Raw genomic sequence first — 23,265 nt, forward strand, 5'->3', positions numbered from 1 at the left:
TTAAAGCCTTTTCATGACCATTTTTAAAGCGTGGGACATGGAAGGGCTTTCAATAAAATTTTCATGAGCACCTTCAATTTCAATAGTGTCGATTTTCCCATTAATCACACTTCTCCATCCAAGGTAAGGATCAGCATACCAGCCCTGACGTGCTTTAGGAGCACGAATTAAAGTGATATTACCTTCAAAGACCTGAGGAGTGTAACTTCTTAAGGCCACATAATTTTTAGCCTCAATACTAAAATATCTTACGCTGTGAGGGATAGAGGCCTTGGTAAACAGATAGAACTTCACCTTCATGTAATTGATAGTCTTATGGAATTTAAAGACCATGGAATTTTTGGTGCGCTTTAAAATATTTACTCTCACATTCCCATAAGTTTTGAAATCGACATCCGGTCCAATTGTATCAAACATAAGAAGAGATTTGATCTCTTCTCCTTGCCTCTTGAGCTGAATCGCGGCCTCTAAAGCAATCATTCCCCCCATCGAGCCTCCCGCCAGAATGTAGGGTCCTTTAGGCTGAATCTTTTTTATCTCTTCAATATAAATGCGGGCCATTTCAGGGATAGATTCAATAATGTCATCTTCGCCGTTTACTCCGCGCGCCTGGATTCCGTAAAATGCACGGGCCCCCACACAATCGGCCAGTCGATAGTAATTGAGAACGTTTCCACCTACGCCATGAAAACAAAACACGGCTTCACAATGGCTCTCGGCCGGTTTAATCGTCACGACACACTTTAAATTCTCCAAGTCTTGATTCTTTTTTCTGATTCCCTCTTCTACCATCTCACTTAGAGTGCGGATGTTTGTTGATTCAAATAAAGAAGCTAGTGGAAGATTTAAATTAAACCTTTCATTGATAGCACCAAAAATTTCAATGGCCGAGAGAGAATGCCCGCCCAAATTAAAAAAGTTCTCATCAATATCAATGTCTTCATGTCCCAAAATCTGAGACCAGATTTTTCTGATCTCTTCTACTATGTGAGAAGATGCAGAACGCTCTTCTTTAACAACCATCTGGCCCAATGATTCATTAAGTTGTTTTTTATCAATCTTCCCGTTCATTGTTTTAGGAAGATCTGGCAATAAGATAATTTTAGCAGGCACCATATAATGAGGAAGCGATTCTTTTAAATGCTTCTTCATTTCGTTTTCATTATATTCATCACTGGCCACAGCATAAGCTACAATTTTTTGGTTATGCACTTTAACGGCACATTCATGGACATAAGGCATATCCATGACTCTGGTTTCAATCTCACCCAGCTCAATCCTAAAGCCCCTGATTTTAACCTGGTCATCACTTCGACCGAGGCATTCAACTTCACCGTTGGGTTCAAACCTTGCCATATCACCAGTGTTGTACATCAACTCCCCTGGCCGAAAAGGGTTGGCAATAAAACGCTTTTGAGTCTGCTCAGAATCTTTGATGTATCCTTTTGCCACTCCCAGCCCGCCAATAAAAAGCTGCCCCTCAACACCTACCGGGCAATGTTCGCCCCGTTCGTTCAGGATATAAAGACAAGTGTTATCAATGGGACGTCCCACCAGAATTTTGCGCTCTTGGGCCGAAATCTTTTTCACAGTTGACCAGACAGTCGTCTCTGTCGGCCCATACATATTCCAGAGTTCTTTTATTTTCGGTAAAAGTTTTAAGGCGAGGTCTCTAGGCATCGCCTCTCCTCCACAAAGAACTTTAAGCTTGCGGCTTCCCTTCCATTCAGAAGCAAGAAGGAGTCTCCAGGTCGTTGGAGTCGCCTGCATGCAAGTGATATCTTCTTGCCTGATCACTTGAGCTAAAAGCTCGCCGTTAACAACTTCCATTTCATTGGCAACATAAACACTCGCTCCGCTAATAAGCGGAAGAAAAAGCTCCAGCACAGAAATATCAAAACTAAACGTGGTTACAGAGAGAAGTTTGTCATCTTCATGAAGTCCCGGCTCTTTTTTCATTGATAGAAGAAAGTTTAGAACATTTTTATGAGTGACCTCTACTCCTTTTGGTTTTCCGGTGCTTCCCGAAGTAAAGAGAATATAACAAGTAGACTCCAGGTCCACTTTTTCCGAAGAGAACTCACTTTCTTCAAAGCTTTCTGTAAAAATGTCTTCATAGGTAAGAGTGTTTTCAACATAAGAGAATCGATCGAGTAAAATCTTTTCAATCACAAGAACTTTAATACCGGCCCTTTCCACCATGTAACCTAAACGTTCATCTGGAAATCCCGGGTCCAGCGGCACATAGGCAGCCCCGTTTTTAAGAACGGCCAGCAATGAGATGAGCATTTTCTCATTTCGTTGAGTGCTTACTCCAACAAAGTCACCTTTTTTAACACCTGCTCTTTTCAAATTCAAGGCCAGGTGATTGGCCATTTGGTCAAGCTCGCCATAGGTCAGAGATGTATGTTGCGTTTTAAGCGCAGGTCTGGATGGTGCGGTCCTGACGTGCTCTTCAAAGAGTTGATAAAAAGGCGCCTTTCCAGAGAAAGAATCATAGGCCCTTTGATCCAACTCAATATACTGGCGAGAGTCTTCTGGGCCTTTCACTCCCAGCTCTTTTAAAAGTAACGACTCATCTACAACAATCTTCTCCAGAAGATCAGTAAACTCGCGTGCTATGCGGGCCATTGTTTCTTCTTTGTAGAGATCTTTTCTATATTCAATGACCCCTTCAACTTTTTCACGGGATTTATAGAGGTAAAAATCCACTTCTGTATGAACCGAATAGCGCTCTACCTTAACCTGGGAAAGCTGCTTTTCTTTAAAAACATCAAGCTCTTTAGTGACATCGAGATAGATAAAAAGCGTTTGAAAAAGTGGCGTTCTTCCAGGATCATTTTCAATTTTTGCTGTTTTTAAGATCACATCTAATGGAACGCTCTGGTTATAAAAGGCCTGCTTCAATGACTCCAGGGTCACCCCTAAGTTATCTCTAAAACTTTTTTGTACATCCAGTTTTGTTCTAATCGGGAGTGTATTGATAAAGTACCCAAAGGTCTTGCGGCTTTCGCGATGAAGCCTGCCGTGAACTGGAGTCCCTACAATAAGCTCAGTATCGCCTGAGAGCTTGGCCAAAAGCACGTTATAGACGGCAAAAAATACGTTATAGAGCGAAATGTGTTTCTTTTGAACATAGTCCTCCAATTTCTCCAGAAGCCTGGTGTTCAATTCAAAATACAGAGTACCCGAGCGGTTATCTATTTTCTCCGGACGTGGATAATCCGTTTCTAAATTAAGGACTGGCAAACTTCCTTCAAGAAGATTTTTCCAGGATGCTTTTTGCTCCTGAAAGTCGGCCATCTCCATCATCGCTAGCTCCCTAACCGCATGCTCTTTGTAACTCATGCCTAATGATGGGAGTTCTGGTTTAAGTCCTTTTTCCAAGGCCTCATAGGTCTCGATGAACTCGTGGAAGAAATAAGTATTGCTCAATCCATCCCATACAATGTGATGGACGAGGAAAAAGAAAACAAAGTCCGAAGCTCCAAGACGATAGAACTTCACTTTCATGAGTGGAGCCTCCGTCAATTTAAAAACGTGCTTCATCTCTTTTTGGATATCTTCTTTTAAATCACTTTCTTTGATGTCAAAAAAATCAAATTGAAAAATACATTCTGGCATCACTTCCTGGAAAGTCACTCCCTGCTCGACTTTAAAGCGGGTGCGCAGTGATTCCTGTCTTTGGACAATTAGATTGATCGTGTTGTTGAGAATTTTAATATCGAGCGCTCTTTTAATTCTAATGGCCGTTGAAATATTGTGAGTGATCGAATCTGGATAGAGGGCGTTGAGCCCCCAAACTTGTTTCTGATTTAAAGTCAACGGATAAAGACCTTTGTCTTTGTATTCATTTACTGTCACTACTGTCGTCGATTTTTGCTTGTTCAAAATAACGACAGCGAGCTTTTTTATCGTCGGTGCTTCCACCAACTCTTTCATATTGAGCTTAATCCCAAAGGAGTCTTCAATGTCATTTAATAAATCAATGGCCAGCAGTGAATGGCCACCTAGTGCAAAGAAATTCTGATCGCTTTCCAGAGAGTCCAGTTGCAGGACTTTTTTCCAGAGACGATAAAGGCCTTCGTGAATGTGGTGAAGGGTATTCTTATTCAACTAATATCCTCTTAAAACACAGTCCTATCGGAATATTACATATCGTCTTTAATTCCCGAGCGCTATACTTTTTTGTTAAAAAAGACGATAGTGTGTACATGCATTCTTCAATCAAAAGACTATCTCAAGATCACTGGCCGGTATTCCTCCTAAGTAATATTACTTCCATTATAAATTTGATCCTTCCCATTATTCTAGTGCGTCTATTAGCGCCTGAAGACATGGGTTTATATAAGACTTTTTTCCTCTACTTATCTCTGATTCCGTTTCTTACAATGGCCGGTGGGCCTGTGAACTCCATTTATTTTTGGATCGGAAAAAAAGAAGACGAAAGAATGGAGTATATCAAATCAAGCTGGAGCGCGACCCTCTTTTTGTCTTCATTGATTTTAGTACCTGGATTTATCGCTGCTTTTTTCTTTCATCACCATTTCACTCTGTCTATGCCGACCCTATTCATTCTTATTGTGACAGGATTTCTTGTTTGTCCCGCCGGTCACTTTAGTGAAGTCTGCATTGCCCGTGGTGAAAATTTTCTAGGGGCAGCACTGGCAATGATTTTTGAAATGATCAAGACCGTGGGTTTTCTCTACATTGCCTGGAAATACCAGGACATTGACCTTCTCTTTCGTTTTTACTTTTTCATGATGATTGGAAGTTTTGCATTTATGACTTATATGGGGTATCGCGATGGCAGCCTCTCATTTGAAATCAATCAAGAAAAAATCAAAGAGATTTTAAAATACTCTCTGCCCATTTCCCTTTCCGCTTTTTTTATTTTTATTATTGATAAGGCCGACCAACTAATCATTTCGACTCTGACAAGTGCTGAAGCTTTTGCGTTTTATTCACTGGGGTGTTTAGTTATTCCTCCTCTTTATTTATTAGAAACATCGGTGCAAAAAAATCTTATTCCCAAACTTGCCCATGCCTATACGGAAAGACACTTACTCAATATGGCCCATCACTATAAAAAAGGCATCGGCGATATTGCTTACTTAATCATCCCAGCTGTCTTTGGCCTGTTTTTTTATGCCTCACCTATTACAGAGCTTCTCTATACAAAAACTTATTTGCCATCGGCCGTTTATCTCCAGGTCTTTGCTTTAAGTTATCTACTCCTTTTAATTCCCCACGATTCGGTTTTGAGGGCCACAGGTGAAACGAAAGTCATTATGAAAGTTTATTTTTGGCTTACACCTTTTTCCATTCTTTTTATTTTTTTGGCCGCAAAATACCTGGATTTAAGAACAACTCTTTTGATTAGCATAGTCATTAAGTTACTTCCCAAGCTGTACTGTTTTTCACTCTCAGCGAAACTGATGAAAACATCTATTAAGGAGCTGATTCCTTTTCAAAGACTTAGTCAGTTCGTCGGACTCTCCGCTCTTTTAACTCTTGTTAGCTTCGCTTCCAAAAATCTTTTTGCTAACGAACTTCAATGGTTCTTGGTTACTGCCCCCGTCTTTGCACTTGTCTACCTGGGCCTTTTCATTTTTAAACACCTACGAAATAGTGCGTAGTTTTCTTTTCATCGCCTAATGTTTTGAGTATTCTTTTGGGGACTAGTCGAACCCGCTTCAAAGGAGCTCTTCAATGACAAGATTAACACTACAAGGTAATTACATTCACAGCCGCGGCACTCTTCCAGATGCTGGAGACCTGGCCCACGACTTCACTATGGTTAAAACAGACTTAAGCGAAGTAAGCCTGTCATCATTCAAAGAAAAATATAAACTACTCAACATCTTCCCAAGTATCGATACTGGAACATGTGCTATGAGCGTTCGCACATTTAATAAAAATGCAGCAGAGTTAGGCAACGTTGCTGTCATCAACCTTTCAATGGACCTTCCTTTTGCTCAAAAAAGATTTTGTGCAGCTGAAGGAATCAACAACGTAACAGTTGCTTCACTTTTTAGATCAGATTTCTTCAAGCATTACCAATTAGACATTATTGATGGTCCTCTAAAAGGTCTTGCTTCTCGCGTGGTCATTATCATCAACGAGAAAAACGAAATCATCTACACTGAACAAGTTCCAGAAATCGCCAATGAGCCAAATTATGCCGAGGCGATGGTTGCTCTTAAATCTTAGAAACTGCCCCACTAAAGTGGGGCTTTTTCATTTCTTATTCAACAATATTTCTTTCAATCTTTGAATTTACTTCTAAAAAATGAGCTTTCTTTTTAGATGGTTAAGCTTCATAGTCAATTCCACCTCTTGCTTTTCTTCTCTCCATGAACCCAGGCTGCCCAAATTCAGGATGCAATTACTTTCAAAAAAACACCTTTTGTAAAAAAGATGGATATTATCTGCGTAAAGATGACTCCCGCCAAATCCAGCGCTACAAGTGCTCCGCTTGCTCTAAAAAATTCTCCCGTGCAACTGGCACCCTAGAGTTCGGACAAAAAAAGAGACGCATCAACAAAACCATTTTTAAGATTCTCTCTTCCGGTGTCTCGATGCGACGATCAGCGATCATTCTGGGAGTTCATCGAACGACGATTGATAGAAAACTCGTCTATCTTGGGCAAAAATCCAGACAAATGCATGCTGATCTTCTTTTGAAAATTGGCACGCAAAAAGTCGAGCGTCTTCAATTCGATGACTTGATCACTACCGAGCACACCAAGCTTAAGCCTCTTTCCATTTCAGTCGCCGTCGATGCTCGCTCGCGAGTTATCTTGGGCGCTTTTGTCTCTCAAATTCCGGCGTTTGGACACCTGGCTTCGCTTTCCAGACAAAAATATGGAAAAAGAAAAAGTTATCACAAAGAATCGATGATGAAGCTATTTGAAAAGATCACTCCGGTTGTTTCTCCTTATGCAGAAATAAAAAGTGATGAGCATCGCATTTATAAAGAAGTGGTCCGAGAGTTTTTTCCGAATGCAGATTACAAACAGTATAAGGGCGAGAAGGCGATGATCGCCGGGCTCGGCGAGCTCAAGAAAAATGGGCGCGACCCTTTATTTGCAATCAATCACACGTGTGCAATGTTGAGGGCAAATATTAATCGCTTGTTTAGAAGAACCTGGTGCACGACGAAGAAACCAAAAAGACTTGAGGACCATCTCGCCATCTACATAGCCTTCCATAATTCTGTTTTATTAAGTTAATCTAAAAAAAGACCAAATGAGAGCTGGAGTTAAGCTAAAAATGCGCCCCATTCTAGTGGGGCAGTTTAAACGCAGTACTTTTCCACGATATCGATGATCTCATAAATATCAAGCGGCTTTTTAAGATAAGCACGGGCGTTTACACGTTGTTGATTCTCTCTAATATGTCCGTCAGCAGACATTACAACAACTGGCAGGTGAGCTATTTTTGGGTCTGCTTCTTTTTCAGCGCAGAATTGGAAACCATCTTTAATCGGCATCATTAAATCAAGAAGAATAAGGTTGGGAAGATCTGATGCCTGAGAGAGTTTATCAAGGCCTACTTGTCCATTTTCAGCGAAGAGAACTTCATAACCTTCGCCTTCAAGAAGTTCAACCAATGTTTCACGGATGTCTTGATCGTCTTCAACTAGTAAGATCTTTTTATTAACCATTTTTTCTCTCTCCTTCCTATGAGGTTCACTCAATTTACATCCTGTGAAATAACTGAGCGTAATGCATATGATAATTGGAATTACCACATGCTAAGGATACGTATTAATTTTAACCTAAAATTGAGGATAAATCACTATCTAAGGGGAATCTTTGATGAGTTCCCCAATTTCCTTAAGGTTACGGCTAGAGAATGAAATCTCTACAAGGATTTGTGGCCGACTGATCATGTTGCTTTAGTTCTTTTTGCTTGCTCTTATAGTACGCATCATAGGCCTTACTTGCTTCTTGAGAAATAGCACTTGCCACCGAATAACCTACTTTTTGATCAGTTTTTAGCTCATCAAAAATGTTTCTTTGCTCGAGATACTGAGGATTGTCTCTCATCAGTTTAGCTTTTTCGATCCTGGCCGCGCGATAAAAATCGCGAAGATTCTCAAGGTTCTCTCTCCTCGCTGCTGTCAGATTTGTATTTTCTAAATCCTTTGTTTTTCCGGCAATCAATTGATCGTAATCAGTGCTTAAAACTTCGCGATGAGTGTAAGTTGTTCCCTTCTTATAATAATCAGTCGTGATCGTGATTTTTGTTTCAAGACCTGCAAGGTCAAGCCTTCTTAATTTTGCAAAATAATTATCTTGAGTTTTTTTATACTCATCTATTTTCTTTTTTAAATCAGTCAGATCCACTGTCTTTACCAGACGAGGCTTAGAGCTAAACAGAGTTTTCTTTTCAATCTGATTCATCTCTTCAATCAAGTTCAATACTTTTTTAAGGGAATCATAGTGAGCTTCTCTTCTGCAGATTAATTCATCTGTCATATTGTCTTTAATGTAATCATCAATTTTATCTAAGGCCATGCCACGGTATTCATCGTGATAATACATATAAGGTGTCAGGTAAGGATAAAGCTCATCTTGAACTTCAACTCCTTCAGGAGTTGAGATCATCGGAAAACCCCCACCCTGAGTTTGAGCTTTGGTTTCAAAAAAAATGTCCTCTAGATTTTTCCCTTTTTTCATTTGGGCAGCAAAGACATCTGCAAAATTTGAATAAGCGTAATGCTTAGGCCCAGAAGCAGCAATCACGCATGTATTTGTATTAGCAAGTGACAATGAATTCCCAGCGTGACAACTTCCATCAACGATTGCAAGTTTTATATTATTATCTTTGGCCGCTTTCGTTAACGCTTCCAAAGTATCCAGACTAACTGATGAAGTGTCATTCAACGAGTTCATATTAGTCATCGCCGAGCCAGCAGTTGAAATGTTATGGGTTTTTCCACTGCTTTCTCCCCCATGGCTATTGATAAACACCAGGAGTTTTCCTCCTGCCGGGATATCTTTATTTTCAATTTTCTTAATGGCATCTTCAATAAGAGCTTTGTAGTTTGAACTGGTGAATGGGCCAGAATTAGCTGCTCCTTTAAACCGATCAGCAATAATACTCTCGGTATCCGGGTGCCCACCATTAAAAGAAATAGTTGTCGAATAATTTTTATTGGCCTTGTAGAAGTCACCTAGAGCGCGCACACTTCCATCAAACTGAGTGCCTTGAGCTCCTTTAGGCTCACCACCACCACCAATAAAAAGCATATTATTATCAGCGGCCTTCACTGAAAGAGAAATTAAGGATAAAACCATCAGCATTTTTTTCATCTGCATTTCTCCTTCTTGATAAGTGTCAGTCCATTTAAACCTTTTAGGTTCGCCGGATCCGGCACGACATCAGTATAGCTTTCAATCGAGCTAAACTGGCCTTGCTGCCCATTAAGCTTTTTAGTTATCTTTCCTCTTAACTTGATAGACCTGTCGATATAAGGTGCGGCCTTAAGCTCCTGCTCATCAGTGATTACAAACTGGTATTCAGAAAGAGTTCCTTTATTGACAAGGAAAACATAACCAGGTGCTTTTTGATTTTTCTCAATAACGCCATAAACGTCAAAGGTGCCACAGCCCGAAGGAGTTGTGGCACCGTAAGCATTCAGGCATACGATAAAGGCAAACAATGTTTTCATAGGACTATTTTATTGAGTGTAATTCCAAAAGATCGGCAATGATCTTTGGGTCTTTTACAATAATAGCTTCAAATGTCTTAGATTCTGAACTCCCAATCCATGGGAAGAAAGTCGCTTTTTTAGAAACACCAATATAAACATCTACATGGCTGCCTTTAATCGCTCCACCTTTATCAGCAGCGAAAAAATAACCGTCGTGAGTGATGACTCTTCCATTTGGCAGAGTGATCTTCGCCCCACGTGCTTTAGGGATATAAAGGGCAGTTCCTGGCTTAATATAGGTCACATCTGTTGCCAGCGTTCTGTATGGAGAAAGGATATAATCATCCAGTCCGTCTCCATAAACTCCATTGGCCTCACGGAATTTAGTTTTGCCAATTCCAGTGTGTCTTGGGTAGATTGATTTACAGTCGACGAAATAATCATTTGTCGTTCCCTGGTAGTTGAACGTTTTGATATCGCCGTTTTTGAAATTGATTTTAACTGATCCTTCCATCGCAGTGTCGCACCAGTGCTTTAAAGTTAAGCGCGGTCCAAGCTCCTGCCCTTTCATATCGCGAAGAGGGATTGATCCTGAGTCTTCGTCGATTTCCGGAAGATAGTAATAAGTCGCCCACAGTTTAAGACTTTGTCCCAGATCTGCTTTACTTGGCTCTGGAAATTCAAAACGGTCTTGATCTAATGGGTCACCGCTTGCGAATGCAGAACCTAACGTAAGTAATCCAGCTACAACTAAAGTAGTTATCTTTAACATAAGAGTCTCCTGATGGATGTCTTATCGTTAAGGATAATCGAGAAATAAATTATTGGGATTGTGTTAGGAAAAGGGGCAAATTGTGCCCGAGAGTTTTACTATAGAAAGCGGAACTTCGGGCAAGAAGTTCCGCTCTTATTAGAAAAATTACTTCGATAGTTCAGCAAGGAACTCTTTCATCGCAATCCACGATCTCTTATCGGCCTGCTCGTTATAAGCAGCTCCCTTAGAGATATCGTTTCCAGCTCCCTTCTCTGTGAAGCTGTGAACAGCTCCAGAGTAAGATGTCATCACGTAGTTAACCTTAGCTTCATTCATTCCTTTAACAAATCCATCGATATCTTTTTGAGGAACGTATGGATCAATTGCTCCGTGAAGAACTAAAACTTGTCCTTTGATGTTTTTGTCATCATTAGATGGCATTAACCCACCGTGGAAAGACACAACTCCTTTTACATCAGCTCCAGAGCGGGCCACTTCAATTGCTGTTGTTCCACCAAAGCAGTAACCAGTCACAAAAATTTTGTTGGCATCAACTTTCTTTTGTTTCTTTAATTCTTCAATTGCCAGGTTTGCTCTTTCGCGAAGAAGTTTTAAGTCTCCTTTATACTTTCCAGCAAGCTCCCCTGCTTCTTTTGCGTCTTTTGGACGAATCCCTTTTCCGTAGATATCGCCAGCAAAAGCAATGTACCCAAGTTTTGCCACTTCAATCGCTTTTGATTCTGTTTCCGCTGTTACACCCATCCAGTTGTGAACGATCATAACACCTGGTTTTTTCCCTTGGTTTAAAGTGTCGTAGGCCAGGAATCCTTCAAATGTCAGGTCTCCTGATTTGTATTCAACTCTTTCAGTTTTCACTTTTGCGTAAGCTCCGCCAGAAATTAATAAAGATAACAATAAAGTCTTAATCATAGAAATCTCCTTCTTTAATGATTGAGTTAGGACAAGTAATGATAGGAATTTTAGAAGAAAAGCTCCACCATTTTTATGATGGAGCTATCATTTGTCTAAGAGTTAAGTGAACGTTTGTCAGTTGCTGCTAAGCAGGCTTCTTTTAGTGACTCAGTATACGTTGGGTGCGCATGGCTTGTGCGCGCAACATCTTCAGCAGATGCTCTGTATTCCATTGCTAAAACAGCTTCAGCAATCATATCTGCACAACGAGGTCCAATCATATGAACGCCAAGAATCTCGTCTGTCTTTTTATCAGCAAGGACTTTAACAAACCCATCTGACTCTTCAGAAGCACGGGCACGTCCTGAAGCTTTTGTGGTGAATGACCCTGACTTGTACTCACGTCCTTCAGCTTTTAGTTGCTCTTCTGTTTTCCCAACAGCGGCCACTTCCGGCCATGTATACACAACCCCAGGAATCAGGTTGTAGTCGATATGTGGTTTTTGACCTGCCATATACTCCGCAACCATAACACCTTCTTCTTCAGCTTTGTGAGCAAGCATTGCTCCCTTTACGACATCTCCGATCGCGTAGATGTGAGGAACATTTGTCTGCAGGTGAGAGTTCGTTTCAACACGTCCTCTATCATCCATTTTTACACCAGCTTTATCCAGAGCAAGGCCTTCGGTGTATGGTCGTCTTCCTACGGCCACCAGGCAGTAGTCCCCTTCAAGGGTCACAACTTCATTTGAAGTTTTATTTTTTGCTTTAACAGTGACTTTTTTACCTGTTGATTTAACTTCCGTTACACCGTGGCCAAGAAGGAATTCAATTCCATCGCGTTTAAGAACTTTTGTCAGCTCTTTTCCAAGACCTGCATCCATTGTTGCGATGATTGAATCAGCATACTCGATAACTGTCACTTCTGATCCTAGTCTTCTATAAACAGAAGAAAGCTCCAGACCGATAACCCCACCACCGATAACAATAAGTTTCTTTGGAAGCTCGTTAAGAACCAGTGCTTCAGTTGAAGTGATGATTCTTTCTTTATCGATTGTGACACCTGGAAGTGTTGAAGGTTTTGATCCAGTTGCGATAACGATTTTCTTTCCAGAAATTTGAACCGTTTCTTTTTCGCCTTTAACTGCAATTGTATTGGCGTCAACAAATGATCCGTGTCCAGTGAAGACTTCAATTTTGTTTTTCTTCATTAGGAATTGAACACCACCACACACATCAGAAACAACTTTTTTAACTCTGTCTCTCATAACACCGAAGTCTAGCTTTACACCAGTTGCTTCGATCCCGTGTTTTTTAAATGAGTGAGTCAATTCATGGTATTTTTCCGAAGAATCAAGCCATGCTTTCGAAGGGATACACCCTACGTTTAAACAAGTTCCACCAAGTGTTTTGTATTTTTCAACAATCGCCACTTTCATCCCTAGTTGAGCGCAACGGATAGCACAGATGTATCCACCTGGGCCGGAACCAATAACTACTACATCAAACTCTTTCATCTAAAAATATCTCCTATCTACGTTTTCGACACTTAAATATTCTTTGCTTTGGCCTGGATAAACGAAAAGAAAAATACAGCGTTCGGGTCACTTGCCACGACACTCATCTCTTTTTTCATTCCCTCCACCACTTCTGCTGTCACATAACCTGCGGCCAAGAGCTGATCACTGGCCGAAAGAAGTAAGTCACTCCAGAACTCAATCATCTCCTTTCTCTTTTGCGGATGACGATTGTCTAAAAACCAGGTCTTCACTTCGGTCTCAATATTTCTAAAACCGATCTGCATCAGCAGGTTCCCAAGTTTTGCCCCCATAAATGGATCACCTTTTTGGTCATACTGGTAATCATTGAAGGCCATCCAGTACTTCCACACATTAGGAGAATACGGATCTAAGAAAAACGACGAGTTTAAAACTTCCGTCGCGTATAAAACAGCTCCTGGGGCCAGCACTCTTCTGATTTCAGAAAGCACTCGTCTTGGGTCCGGAACATGCTCTAAAACAAAACATAAAAATGCGCCGTCAAAGTCAGCTGAGTTAAAAGCTAATTTTTCGGCATTCATCTGGTGAAGGTCATAGCGCCCTTTAGCGTATGAGTGTTCGGCCAGAGATTTTTTAGCAGCACTTAACTGCTTATCGTTTAAATCAATCCCCGTCACATGAATGTCGGGAAAGCGGCGAAGTAAAATCTCAGTCTGGGCCCCTACTCCACAGCCCACTTCTAAAATCTTTTTTTGAGCAGAGAAATTCACATTTTGGTAAACCGTATGTTCAGCAAAGCGGGCCTGGCGCCTTAGTCGATCCTGCTCTACTGGTGAAAATCCATGCAAGTAAGGAAAGTCTTTTTTGTCCGTTGTTTCGCTCATACTCATTCTCCACAACAAAAGGCCGGGATATACCCGGCCTTTATTATTTAAACATCAAGTAGAAGTCTCGAAGGGTCTTCAAGAAGCTCTTTTACTTGCTTCAGGAAGCTTACTGACTCACGGCCATCGATAATTCTGTGGTCGTAAGAAAGTGCCAGGTACATCATCGGACGGATCACAACTTGTCCGTTAACAGCTACCGGTCTTTCGATAATATTGTGCATTCCCAGAATCGCTGATTGCGGGATGTTCAGGATTGGAGTTGAAAGCATCGACCCGAACACTCCACCGTTAGTGATAGAGAATGTTCCACCTTGCATTTCTTCAATCGTGATTTTCCCGTCGCGAGCTTTTGTCGCAAGAGCTAGGATTTCTTTTTCAATTTCAGCTAGAGATAAGCTCTCAGCATTTCTCACCACTGGAACCACTAGTCCTTTTGGTGTCGAGACAGCGATACCAACGTCAGCGTAGTCATGGAAGATGATTTCATCGCCGTTGATTTGAGCATTAACTGCCGGCCAGTCTTTAAGGGCAACAGTGACTGCTTTTGTAAACAGTGACATGAAACCAAGACCTACTCCGTGCTTCTTTGTGAATTGCTCTTTGTATTTCTTTCTCAGTTCCATTAACGCCGACATATCAACTTCGTTGAATGTTGTTAGCATTGCTGTTGTATTTTTTGCTTCAACAAGTTTTGCTGCAATTGTCTTTCTTAGACGAGTCATCTTCTCTGGACGAACTCCTCTTGAACCAGGGGCCGCTGCAGCTCTTGGTGCCGCTGCCGCTGCTGGTTTTGCTTCTGCTTTTGGAGCTGAAGCTTGAGCGTTCATCGCGTCTTCCTTAGTAATGCGTCCGTCTTTTCCAGAACCCTTAACGTCAGTTGAGTTCACTCCTTTTTCATCAAGGATTTTTCTCGCTGCCGGGCTTGGCACGTTGACCTCTTTTCCACTCGAGACTGCCGCCTGAGCTGGAGCTGGTGCTGCTTCGGCCTTTGGAGCTTCTGCTTTTGCCGCGCCTGCTGCTGGTTTTGCTGCCGATGTATCTAGTTCACCGATCTTTGCACCAATTTTTAATTCGCTTCCGGCCTCTGCCATGATCTTAAGAACACCAGCACTTGGTGCTGGAAGTTCCATCGAAGCTTTATCAGATTCGATTTCACAAACTGCTTCACCTTCAGCAACATAGTCGCCGTCTTTTTTAAGCCATGATGAAAGTGTAACTTCCGTTACAGATTCACCGATTACAGGGATTTTTAATTCAACGCTCATGATTCTAGTCCTTATTTTGAAAATGCATTTGCAATAATATCTGCTTGTTCTTTTTTATGTACGTTTGAGAATCCAGTTGCCGGACTTGCCAGAGACTTTCTGCTGATTAGTCTTAGGTTTCTGAATTGGTCGTAACGAAGAAGGAATGTCCAGTAACCTTGGTTCTTTGGTTCCTCTTGTACCCATACCGGTTCAGCACCTTTGTACTTTTCAAGAATTTTTGCCAGCTTCTTTTCTGGAAGTGGGTAAAGCTGCTCAACGCGAACGATAGCAACATCATCGCGTTTATCGGCAATCTTCTTCTCATACAGATCGTAATAAATTTTCCCAGTACAAAGGATCACTCTCGAGACTTTTTTACCCGTGTTTGGATCGTCGATGACTTCCTGGAATTTTCCATTTACTAATTCATCGCGAGTCGATGAGGCACGTGGGTCGCGAAGAAGAGACTTTGGAGTCATAACAATTGTTGGCTTTCTGAATGTCCACTTCACCTGACGGCGAAGCAGGTGGAACATGTTGGCCGGAGTTGTACAGTTGGCCACAACCATGTTGTCGTCAGCTGCTAACTGAAGGAATCTTTCCGGACGAGCTGAAGAGTGCTCAGGCCCTGCTCCTTCGTGTCCGTGCGGAAGTAACATCACCAGACCGTTCATTCTCTGCCATTTTGCTTCAGCAGATGAAATGTACTGATCGATCATGATTTGAGCGCCGTTAACGAAGTCCCCGAACTGGGCTTCCCAGATCGTAAGCGCTTTAGGGTTCCCCCAAGCGTATCCGTATTCAAATCCAAGTACAGCGTACTCAGAAAGAAGTGAGTTATAGATTGAAATCTTTCCTTGAGATGGAGAGATATTCTCTAATCCACAGTAAGACTCATTTGTTCTGTCGTCGAAAATCTTTGCCTGACGGTGAGAGAATGTCCCGCGGATAACGTCTTCACCTGTAAAACGAAGTGGGTGTCCTTCATCAGCAAGTGTTCCATAAGCAAGAAGCTCCCCTAGTGACCAGTCAAGTTTATCACCTTCGTAAAACTCTTTTCTGTCATCAAGGATCTTTTGAGTTTTCTTCATCAGCTCCATTCCTTGTGGAACGTGCAGAAGGGCCTTCATAACTTTATCAAGTGCTTCGCGCTTTACACCTGTTGCAGGCGACTCATCAAAAGCATCAGGGCCAGCGAACTCAAGACCTTCCCAATCTTTGTGCGGGCCTTTGCCTTTTTTCGGGATTTCGTTCTGGCGAACGTTATTGAAGCGGTCAGAAAGAAGTTGCTTATAAGCTTCCATCATTTCCGTTGCGAGCTTCGCTTCAATCTCTCCTTTTGAAAGAAGATAATCGATATAAAGCTCTCTTGGGTTTTTGTGTTTTGTGATCAGACCATACAAGTGCGGTTGAGTGTATCTTGGCTCATCCCCCTCGTTGTGTCCGTATTTTCTGTAACAAACGATATCAACGAAAATATCTTCGTTGAATTTTTGTCTGAATTCTACTGCTAGCTCAATTGCATACACTACTGCTTCCGGATCATCTCCGTTAACCTGAATGATTGGCACTTCAATCGTCTTGGCGATTGAAACACAGTATTGAGAAGAACGAGCGTCTTCAATATCTGTCGTAAATCCGATTTGGTTGTTGATGACTAAATGGATTGATCCACCGACGTTGTAAGCTTTAAGTTTACTCATCTGAACTGTTTCATAAACAATCCCCTGTCCTGCCACCGCGGCGTCTCCGTGGATCTGGATTGGAATAACTTTGTTCATGTCACCGTTGTAGTGATTGTCTTGAAGAGCGCGGCAATATCCAACAACAATTGGATCTACAGTTTCAAGATGCGAGGGGTTTGGTAAAAGTTTTACAAAAACTTCTTTTCCGTTTGTCGCTTTCTTAATTGAAGTGAAACCTTTGTGGTATTTTACGTCTCCGGCCTGTCCAGATTTTTCTTCTTCTGATCCGCCTTCGAATTCAGTGAAGATGTATTCGTAAGTTTTTCCTACGATATTTGCCAGAACGTTCAGACGGCCTCTGTGGGCCATACCGATAACAAATTCCTGCGCTCCAAGTTCAGCAGACTTGTTGATGATAGCATCAAGAGCTGGAATCGTAGCTTCTCCACCTTCAAGTGAAAATCTTTTCTGACCAATGTATTTTGTCTGAAGAAAGTTTTCAAAAACGTTTGCTTCATTGAGTTTTTCTAAAATTCTTTTTTTCTTTTCAACAGGAAGATTGATTTTTTTTGCTGTAGATTCAATTTTCTCTCTCATGAAACGTCTAACATCAGTGTTGTTAGAGTGCATGTACTGGAAACCAATTTTCCCACAGTAAATTTCTTTCATGTGATCAAGGATCTGATCAAGTGTTGCCGGACCGATTCCCAGGAATTCTCCACACTGAAATACTGTTTTTCTATCGGCGTCTGATAATCCGTATTCTTCAAGTGAGATTCTTGCTTTTCTATCTCTTCTTGGACGAATCGGGTTCGTGTCTGCAAGAAGGTGTCCTCTTGTTCTAAAAGATTGAATCAATCTAAAGACATTAAATTCCGCGCGAAGTTTTTGATCGCTAATACCTTCACCAGATGTTCCAGAAGTTCCAAAGCCTGCGCCTTGAAATTCGAAACCTTGAAAAAATCTCTGCCATGATTCATCGACAGATTCAGGATTAGTTCTGTAAGTGTCGTACAGCGAATCGATGAAAGAGATGTCTGAACTCGAGAGATGTGAAAAGTCGAAAATTTTTGACATGATAGAAGCCTATGAAAAGTAAAACGTGAGACGTTTTACTCAGTTAAAAATTGGTACCCCTAATATAGCTCTAAGATACCAAAATTTTAAGCTTTATTTCATAGGCGGAAGATTTGTCTCGGTTATCTTCTTGGGCCTATTGGTGGCAGCACTTTTTTGCCTTTTTCCCTGAGCCACATGGACAAGGATCATTGCGCCCAACCTTAGGTGCGTCTCTTCTCACAGTGTTATTTCTCATTACACCATCGACAAAGAACCACTCTCCATCCACTTTTTCAAAAGTGCTTAGTTCATGGTGGGTTTGCGTAGCTCCATTGAAAACAAAACGGCATTTAAACTCAACTTTTCCTGTTGAATCCTTCTCTTTTCCGGCCTCAGTTCCAAGAATCTCTAAACCTAACCACTCAGAGTTTAGGGCCCAAGACTTCACTCCTTCCATGTCCAGTTCTTTACGTGTTGAAGCATGGTGAGTTCTCTCCACATGGTCTAGTTCCCCAACTGCAAATGCTGAATAGCGTGATCTCATCAGCTTTTCGGCCGTAGGGGCCTTTTTAGCTCCCTTAATGAATGGTTCGCAACAGTTGTTGTAGTTTTCAGATGATCCGCACGGACAAGCTTGCATAGTCATAACCCCTAATTAAAACCTAAATAATAAATCTGTAAAATAAGTGCTTTCATCATCGAAATGCACTTTGCTTTCTAAAAGACGGCTGGAAATAAAAGTGAAATGAGGACGAATCATCTTGAGGTATTTCTCCCTCGTGCGATGAATGGCATACTCATCTTTAAACTCTAAATCTGCTACCTGTCTTTTGAGTTCTAGATTAGTCGGAACTGAAAAATAAAGATAGCGAATTCTTTTTGCCATGATTGGCAAAATAAATTCAATTTCCTCGTCTGATAAATACTGAAACACTGATGTACAAAGACCAAGATCGTAGGTTTTATCTTTCTTTAAATCTTTCTTCGCCCACGTTACCAGATCGATATTCTCGAGTGTAAGTTTGGTCGATTCAGTCGGACTTAATTTCTTTTTAGAGGTGACATCAAAGGCGTGTTTTGATGGTTCAATCCCATAAGCACGATACGGTTTAAATGTCTTAAGAACTTCTTTAAAAAGAATCCCCAAACCAAAACCTAAATCCACAACGCTGCTGATGTCGACATACTCAAGGCCAAAAATCGCTTTCATATATTCAGCGTGTTCTTTAGCGTTGACGATATTATCCATCTCTTCCGGTTCAGCATAATTGACGTCCCAATACTCTTTGGAAAATCCTTTAGCTCCTAATTTGTCCTGATCTTTTTTCGACTCTTTTGACATTTAGGCCAACTTCGTCACGGCCGCATACACAGCAGTTAAAACCGCAAGGCCGCCTAGGACTGCAAAAAGCGCTCTGCCTTGTTTTACTCTAAAGAGCATGATGACTGAAAAGCTAAAGACTGCCCAAGCTGCCATTTTAACCCAAATCCACTGGGGAAATGGCTCTCCATGCCTGAAGCCAAGTCTGGCAATCAACCCCATTCCCGCGACAAAAACCAGGAAAGTTAAAAGACCGACTGTGATCTTGAATGATTTTTTCGCAATCCACTTCCCTTCGGCCAGGATTGCACCAACAGTTCCTAGAACCATTAGTAATGTAAAGATATGCAGGATCTTATAGGTTTCATAAGTGATCATGAAAGGCTCCTTAATTAAACTTGAGTGTGTGAGTGCAGTATATCTTTTGCCTTTAAGATTATCAAATTCAAGATATAATGAATTCATGCAAACCTGGACGTCACGCACATATAAAAAAGAAGATAAAATTTATCGAGGCGCTTTTAATTTTTATCGCAACGAAAACATTTATGCAGAAGAAAGTTTCGACGTCTACCGCGATAAAAAAGACCAGAGTTACCACTACATTTCAGAGGCCGTTGTAAAGGTCACAACTGGTGAGATTTTAAACATTCACGTTGAGTATATCGTCAACAAAGAATACATCCCAACCTACGTTTTGATCGAGAAAGTTATGGGGAAAGAAACGTCGCGGGAAACCTTCGAATACAACTCGAAACGCAACCATTTGGCCTATAAATTCTCCAGTTCAAAGCACGAAGACCACAGCGCCGAGATCGCCACGGCCCCCAAATACCACATTGCCACGCCGACAGCGGCCAGTTCAATGCTCTTTATGCGTTCAAAAAAATTCGATGCCAGCGGGAAAAACTCATTCAACATTTTGGTGGGTTTTAATCAATGGGAATATAAAGAAGCGCCGGTTTTTAAGAACGTGATCCTTGAGCGCGCTAACCTGACGACTGAAAAAATGAACATCGACGGACAAAATGTCCAGGCCACTCAGTACCGTATGTACGACGAAGGAACTGATTTTAAGAACGTGAAGGAACCTCAGCACGTGAAGATCTTTTTAAGTCAGCACGGTGGGATTCCCTATTTAGTTCGAACAGAAGATGGAACGAAAATTCAGATTAAGTACTTAAACGATCTGACTGAGAAAGAGTAGTTCGAGCTACAATTGCGTCTCTGATCCTTTACCTAAAATAAACTCTTCAATCTCTTTTGTCGCCTCCGCCATCGTCGCCCTTTCCAGCGAATAAGGCTCCATCAATTTAACCAGCTTCTCCATGGTTTTTCCTTTCCATGTCTTCACGCGGTTATCGACAATAATCACTCCTCCAAAATCCTGTTCTGTACGAAGAAGTCTTCCCAGTTTTTGGTGAAGCGAGCGCGTGCGGTGAGCGAGGTAATAGTCAGTGAATTCATTTCCTAAATTTGCTTCATAAAAATCGCGCCTTTCATTAATAACTAAATCCATGCGCAAATCAGGAACTTTATCGATGAAGATGAATTGCAGGGCATCTCCAGGAATGTCGATCCCTTCTCCAAACGATTCCATCCCCAGAAGAATCCCTGAGCCCGAGCGCTTAAAGTCTTCAACGACACTAGTTCCCATTCCCTGAATAAAGAGCGGTATCTGCCCTTCAAACTCCTTTAAAAGGATTTCGCGGGCCACTTCAAAGCGCGACTTCGCTGAAAACAACAGCAACGTTCGTCCACCTAATTTTTGGATCAGCGGTTTAATATGTTTCAAGTGATGTTCGACAAAGTTCGCCTGATATAAAGACGGCCCATCATCGCATAAAAAGACTTTAGTGTTTTTCTTATAATCAAAAGTAAATGGCAGATACGTTCCGGCCTTAAAACGTCTTTCAGGTTCAAGGTAAGAGTATCCTGTCGCCCATTCAATCCCACGGGCCCCTGTATCCCCTGTTCCATTGGCCAGAGTGGCCGATGTGAAAATGACTGAGGCCGAAGTCTTTAGTAGGTTATCACTCACGATTCTTCCCACATCAATTGGGGAAGATGAGAATAAATAGCCATCAGACTCTATGTACTTCATCGAACGGCAGTAGTTCGGCGTATCTTTTAAAAGACTATCAAAAGTTAAAACATAATCGGAAAGCTGCGAGAAGAAAGACTCAAAACGAGTAAAGGCGATAATTTCGTTTTCACTCTTTAAGTTTTTAACATCAAAGCGCCCGCTGTATGGCAGGAAATGCGCTAAGTATGTTTGCAGAATAAAATGCACACTCTCCAGCGAGTTTAAAATTCCTTGAGCGATCGACTCCTTGTGAGTCTCGCGATTGATCATTGGAAGCTCATTCCAAAAGAGCTCAGTGTATTTAGGCATACGCTTAAAATAGAGCGAGACTTTCTCACCCAATGGAGCCAAGTGATCCATCAGCATCTGGTGAGCTTTTAATGTTTCTTCACGCAGGTTTTTAATCACGTCACTCGACTCTCCCGGCTCAGTTTCATTTTGAGCAAGAAGATAAAAAAGTGACCCTACCCCTTGAAGGTGCTGAAGATTACCGACAAAAATTTCAAAGCTCTTCTGGTCAATCTCGAGCGAGAAGGCCTTTGTCGCCTCTTCTTCAATTTTATGGGCCTCGTCCACCACAATGTGCATAGGTCGTGGCATCCCTTTTGGCCATGAGAACATGAGCGAGTGGTTTCCGATAATAATGTTGGCCTCGCGGGCCTCGCGAAGTCCGGTGATATAACTGCAGTTATTTTTAAACGGACAGTTGTTTCCAGAACAACTTCTAAAGTCTACGGCGATTTCGCGCTCGCGCTTCATTAGTGGCTCAATTTTTCTCTTTAAGACGTAAGGAAGATCATCCCTTAGAAGTTTCTCATGTGAACGCGAACGGGCGTTGTGGAAAAACACAGTTTCAAAATAAAGCGAGGTAAACGCATCATTGAAGTCCTGAGAATAACCAAGAAGCGTATTTTCACTCTCTTCCTGACGGAAAAGCGACTCACACAAATGGTTATTTGATCCCACCAAAAGTTTAATTTTCACTTCGTCTTCAGAAAGCCCTAAAAACTCTCTCACCTGAGGCACGTCTTTATCGAAAGCCTGGTGCTGAAGTGTTTTAGTTCCAGTAGCGACCAGAACCGGCTTCTTTTCTTCCATTGAAAATAAAACAGAAGGAATAAGGTAACCAAAGGTCTTCCCGGTTCCGGTTGGCGCTTGAATCAAGCTATGAATGTTGTTTTTTAGCGATTGCCCTGCCTTTAAAGCAAGGTCGATCTGCGCCTGGCGCTTTTTATACAGAGGAAAAAGTGCCTTGATTTTCTCTTCGTCGTTAAAAATCCCTTTGATATTGGCCCCGCTAAATTCCAGCGGGAAATTTTTTGTCACAGGTTTTGGTTTGGCAATTTCCGGAAAACGTCTTGCCCAGATCTTCTCTTTTGCAATCTGCGTATGCGCATCCAAATCAAAATCGATCTGGCGAGAAATCTCATGAAGCTCATCATCACTTAAGTGTAAAAACTGCATTAACCAGAATTCGTCCGCTAAGATTTTTTTCTCTAAAATTTGCAGCTTTAAAAACTGATAAAGCGCTTTATCTAAACGAGTCAGTTTCGTCGCAATTAAAACAACTTTTAATAAATCCAATGAATCTTCGAAACCACGGTGAGTCTCTGTCTCCGCAATTTTCCAGTCCTGGATAAAATGTTCTAATTTAAGTGAAGAGTATTCAGGAAATAAAAGGCCCAGGAATAAAAGCGTGTCACAGTACTCTTCGCGGGTGCTGCCATCGTCAATTTTATCAAATGATCTTTTTAAAAAGCCTTGTTCAAAGTCGGCATTGTGAGCAATCAACTTGCGCCCGTATAATTCCTGCAGGTCTTTTTCAACCTCTCTCCAGGTCGGGGCCTTAGAAAGCATCTTATCGGTGATACCAGTAAGTTTTTGGATAAAAGACGACAGCTCCCCTGGAAACTGAACCAGACTGGAGAATTTTCTCACGAGTTTAGTGCCTTCAAATTCCAGAAAGCCCAGGTCGATAACCTGATCGTAACTAGGGTCCGCGCCCGACGTTTCAACGTCAATTACGGCCCACTTTCCAAGTCTATGGGATGTGTCGTTTTCCATTAATGTCCTGATTGATGTGCTCATTAGCACTAATTTTCCTAACTTTAATACGTTCCAAACGAAAAGTAATTCATTTACGCGCCATGA

At 41.6% G+C, this 23,265-nt stretch carries 18 protein-coding genes; 4 read left to right on the forward strand and 14 right to left on the reverse strand.

The genetic code is table 11. The annotated features are described in order from the left end of the window. The gene (locus C0V70_RS12075) at positions 1-4,116 is read right to left on the reverse strand and encodes a non-ribosomal peptide synthetase (RefSeq protein ID WP_102244116.1); all 4,116 of its coding nucleotides are present in this window, start codon (positions 4,114-4,116) and stop codon (positions 1-3) included. Between the two features lie 98 nt (positions 4,117-4,214). On the opposite strand from C0V70_RS12075, the gene C0V70_RS12080 reads away from it, so the two are divergent. From C0V70_RS12080 to C0V70_RS12090, 3 genes are all read left to right on the forward strand, one after another. Next, positions 4,215-5,639, forward strand: a complete 1,425-nt coding sequence (locus tag C0V70_RS12080; RefSeq protein WP_102244117.1) for a lipopolysaccharide biosynthesis protein — start codon at positions 4,215-4,217, stop codon at positions 5,637-5,639. 73 nt (positions 5,640-5,712) lie between these two features. Beyond that, positions 5,713-6,213 carry a thiol peroxidase gene (tpx, locus tag C0V70_RS12085; protein WP_102244118.1) on the forward strand — a complete coding sequence of 167 codons (501 nt, stop codon included), beginning with the start codon at positions 5,713-5,715 and terminating at the stop codon, positions 6,211-6,213. A gap of 143 nt (positions 6,214-6,356) precedes the next feature. Next, a complete protein-coding gene (locus C0V70_RS12090) occupies positions 6,357-7,235 on the forward strand; it encodes a hypothetical protein (RefSeq protein ID WP_102244119.1) in 879 nt (292 codons plus the stop codon). A 65-nt stretch (positions 7,236-7,300) separates the two neighbouring features. On the opposite strand, the gene C0V70_RS12095 is transcribed toward C0V70_RS12090, so the two are convergent. The 12 genes from C0V70_RS12095 to C0V70_RS12150 all read right to left on the reverse strand — a co-directional run bounded on the left by C0V70_RS12095 (position 7,301) and on the right by C0V70_RS12150 (position 19,406). Next, complete coding sequence (locus C0V70_RS12095; RefSeq protein ID WP_102244120.1) at positions 7,301-7,669, reverse strand: response regulator; 369 nt, start codon at positions 7,667-7,669, stop codon at positions 7,301-7,303. A 184-nt stretch (positions 7,670-7,853) separates the two neighbouring features. Continuing rightward, the gene (locus C0V70_RS12100) at positions 7,854-9,323 is read right to left on the reverse strand and encodes a hypothetical protein (protein ID WP_102244121.1); all 1,470 of its coding nucleotides are present in this window, start codon (positions 9,321-9,323) and stop codon (positions 7,854-7,856) included. Next, positions 9,320-9,682 carry a hypothetical protein gene (locus tag C0V70_RS12105; protein ID WP_102244122.1) on the reverse strand — a complete coding sequence of 121 codons (363 nt, stop codon included), beginning with the start codon at positions 9,680-9,682 and terminating at the stop codon, positions 9,320-9,322. The genes C0V70_RS12100 and C0V70_RS12105 overlap by 4 nt, the downstream gene beginning before the upstream one ends. 4 nt (positions 9,683-9,686) lie before the next feature. Continuing rightward, on the reverse strand, positions 9,687-10,436 hold the full coding sequence (locus C0V70_RS12110; RefSeq protein ID WP_102244123.1) for a 3D domain-containing protein: 750 nt from the start codon (positions 10,434-10,436) through the stop codon (positions 9,687-9,689). A 147-nt stretch (positions 10,437-10,583) separates the two neighbouring features. Continuing rightward, the gene (locus C0V70_RS12115; RefSeq protein WP_102244124.1) at positions 10,584-11,348 is read right to left on the reverse strand and encodes a dienelactone hydrolase family protein; all 765 of its coding nucleotides are present in this window, start codon (positions 11,346-11,348) and stop codon (positions 10,584-10,586) included. Between the two features lie 95 nt (positions 11,349-11,443). Then, positions 11,444-12,847 carry a dihydrolipoyl dehydrogenase gene (gene lpdA, locus C0V70_RS12120; RefSeq protein WP_102244125.1) on the reverse strand — a complete coding sequence of 468 codons (1,404 nt, stop codon included), beginning with the start codon at positions 12,845-12,847 and terminating at the stop codon, positions 11,444-11,446. Positions 12,848-12,879: 32 nt separating this feature from the next. Continuing rightward, entirely contained in the window at positions 12,880-13,713 is an 834-nt protein-coding gene (locus C0V70_RS12125) for a class I SAM-dependent methyltransferase (RefSeq protein ID WP_102244126.1), read from the reverse strand. 47 nt (positions 13,714-13,760) lie between these two features. After that, entirely contained in the window at positions 13,761-14,981 is a 1,221-nt protein-coding gene (gene odhB, locus C0V70_RS12130; protein ID WP_102244127.1) for a 2-oxoglutarate dehydrogenase complex dihydrolipoyllysine-residue succinyltransferase, read from the reverse strand. Between the two features lie 11 nt (positions 14,982-14,992). Then, positions 14,993-17,725: a 2-oxoglutarate dehydrogenase E1 component gene (locus C0V70_RS12135; protein WP_208107742.1), complete on the reverse strand. Its 2,733-nt coding sequence runs from the start codon at positions 17,723-17,725 to the stop codon at positions 14,993-14,995. 136 nt (positions 17,726-17,861) lie between these two features. Continuing rightward, positions 17,862-18,347 carry a YchJ family protein gene (locus C0V70_RS12140; protein WP_102244128.1) on the reverse strand — a complete coding sequence of 162 codons (486 nt, stop codon included), beginning with the start codon at positions 18,345-18,347 and terminating at the stop codon, positions 17,862-17,864. A 15-nt stretch (positions 18,348-18,362) separates the two neighbouring features. Continuing rightward, positions 18,363-19,049, reverse strand: a complete 687-nt coding sequence (locus C0V70_RS12145; protein WP_102244129.1) for a class I SAM-dependent methyltransferase — start codon at positions 19,047-19,049, stop codon at positions 18,363-18,365. After that, on the reverse strand, positions 19,050-19,406 hold the full coding sequence (locus C0V70_RS12150; RefSeq protein ID WP_102244130.1) for a SirB2 family protein: 357 nt from the start codon (positions 19,404-19,406) through the stop codon (positions 19,050-19,052). It lies immediately after the preceding gene. Positions 19,407-19,491: 85 nt separating this feature from the next. Here C0V70_RS12150 and C0V70_RS12155 point away from each other — a divergent pair, with 85 nt between their 5' ends. Next, entirely contained in the window at positions 19,492-20,235 is a 744-nt protein-coding gene (locus C0V70_RS12155; protein WP_133566616.1) for a hypothetical protein, read from the forward strand. A 6-nt stretch (positions 20,236-20,241) separates the two neighbouring features. Here C0V70_RS12155 and C0V70_RS12160 read toward each other — a convergent pair whose 3' ends face one another. Continuing rightward, on the reverse strand, positions 20,242-23,202 hold the full coding sequence (locus tag C0V70_RS12160; protein ID WP_102244132.1) for a helicase C-terminal domain-containing protein: 2,961 nt from the start codon (positions 23,200-23,202) through the stop codon (positions 20,242-20,244). Positions 23,203-23,265: the final 63 nt, after the last annotated feature.

This window comes from Bacteriovorax stolpii (assembly GCF_002872415.1).
GTDB classification, from domain to species: Bacteria; Bdellovibrionota; Bacteriovoracia; order Bacteriovoracales; family Bacteriovoracaceae; genus Bacteriovorax; species Bacteriovorax stolpii.

Excerpts from the sequence above, each read along its gene's own strand:
- C0V70_RS12080 (WP_102244117.1), top strand. The coding sequence starts at position 4,215 with ATGCATTCTTCAATCAAAAGACTATCTCAAGATCACTGGCCGGTATTC.
- tpx (WP_102244118.1), top strand. The coding sequence starts at position 5,713 with ATGACAAGATTAACACTACAAGGTAATTACATTCACAGCCGCGGCACT.
- C0V70_RS12090 (WP_102244119.1), top strand. The coding sequence starts at position 6,357 with ATGAACCCAGGCTGCCCAAATTCAGGATGCAATTACTTTCAAAAAAAC.
- C0V70_RS12095 (WP_102244120.1), bottom strand. The coding sequence starts at position 7,669 with ATGGTTAATAAAAAGATCTTACTAGTTGAAGACGATCAAGACATCCGT.
- C0V70_RS12100 (WP_102244121.1), bottom strand. The coding sequence starts at position 9,323 with ATGAAAAAAATGCTGATGGTTTTATCCTTAATTTCTCTTTCAGTGAAG.
- C0V70_RS12105 (WP_102244122.1), bottom strand. The coding sequence starts at position 9,682 with ATGAAAACATTGTTTGCCTTTATCGTATGCCTGAATGCTTACGGTGCC.
- C0V70_RS12110 (WP_102244123.1), bottom strand. The coding sequence starts at position 10,436 with ATGTTAAAGATAACTACTTTAGTTGTAGCTGGATTACTTACGTTAGGT.
- C0V70_RS12115 (WP_102244124.1), bottom strand. The coding sequence starts at position 11,348 with ATGATTAAGACTTTATTGTTATCTTTATTAATTTCTGGCGGAGCTTAC.
- lpdA (WP_102244125.1), bottom strand. The coding sequence starts at position 12,847 with ATGAAAGAGTTTGATGTAGTAGTTATTGGTTCCGGCCCAGGTGGATAC.
- C0V70_RS12125 (WP_102244126.1), bottom strand. The coding sequence starts at position 13,713 with ATGAGCGAAACAACGGACAAAAAAGACTTTCCTTACTTGCATGGATTT.
- odhB (WP_102244127.1), bottom strand. The coding sequence starts at position 14,981 with ATGAGCGTTGAATTAAAAATCCCTGTAATCGGTGAATCTGTAACGGAA.
- C0V70_RS12135 (WP_208107742.1), bottom strand. The coding sequence starts at position 17,725 with ATGTCAAAAATTTTCGACTTTTCACATCTCTCGAGTTCAGACATCTCT.
- C0V70_RS12140 (WP_102244128.1), bottom strand. The coding sequence starts at position 18,347 with ATGCAAGCTTGTCCGTGCGGATCATCTGAAAACTACAACAACTGTTGC.
- C0V70_RS12145 (WP_102244129.1), bottom strand. The coding sequence starts at position 19,049 with ATGTCAAAAGAGTCGAAAAAAGATCAGGACAAATTAGGAGCTAAAGGA.
- C0V70_RS12150 (WP_102244130.1), bottom strand. The coding sequence starts at position 19,406 with ATGATCACTTATGAAACCTATAAGATCCTGCATATCTTTACATTACTA.
- C0V70_RS12155 (WP_133566616.1), top strand. The coding sequence starts at position 19,492 with ATGCAAACCTGGACGTCACGCACATATAAAAAAGAAGATAAAATTTAT.
- C0V70_RS12160 (WP_102244132.1), bottom strand. The coding sequence starts at position 23,202 with ATGAGCACATCAATCAGGACATTAATGGAAAACGACACATCCCATAGA.